Origin of the sequence: Pseudovibrio sp. POLY-S9, from assembly GCF_001431305.1 — a bacterium.
Lineage (GTDB): Bacteria > Pseudomonadota > Alphaproteobacteria > Rhizobiales > Stappiaceae > Pseudovibrio.
In genome coordinates this window covers 1-385 of record NZ_LCWX01000017.1, presented here as the reverse complement: position 1 = coordinate 385, position 385 = coordinate 1, and the positions used below count along the sequence as shown (strand labels likewise).

The following is a 385-nucleotide window of genomic DNA, read 5'->3' as shown; positions in this document are numbered from 1 at the left end:
GATCAGCGTCCAGTCACCAGCACTTTGTCCAGCCCAGTGATTGGTGCTTGTTGTCAGCCAGGTCTGATCGAAATTGCCATGTCCACGATCTGAACTGCCTGCCTCCAAGGAAACGCCAGGCCGGTTGATCAAAATGCTTTTAGTCCCGTCCGGGCCAACAAGAATGATCTCAAGATCTCCGAGTTGCTGGTGCTGCAGGTCTAGAAGAACTTCAATATTTTGAAGTGCGATGTCCTCACCAACAGAAATCGTACTGCGGAGAGCTCTTCCATTATCCGGAATTGCCTGATCCTTCGCATCGCTTTCAGCGGCAACTGTAATTTCGTTCGCTGAAACACTGCGCTCTTGCCAGGTCTCAGCAAGCCGAACAGCTGCATGTGCATCC

Annotated in this window: 1 protein-coding gene; it reads right to left on the bottom strand. The window is 51.4% G+C overall.

The features are described from left to right. The coding region (locus PPL9_RS00985) for a proprotein convertase P-domain-containing protein (RefSeq protein WP_200962035.1) at window positions 1-385 on the bottom strand (385 nt) is incomplete at both ends.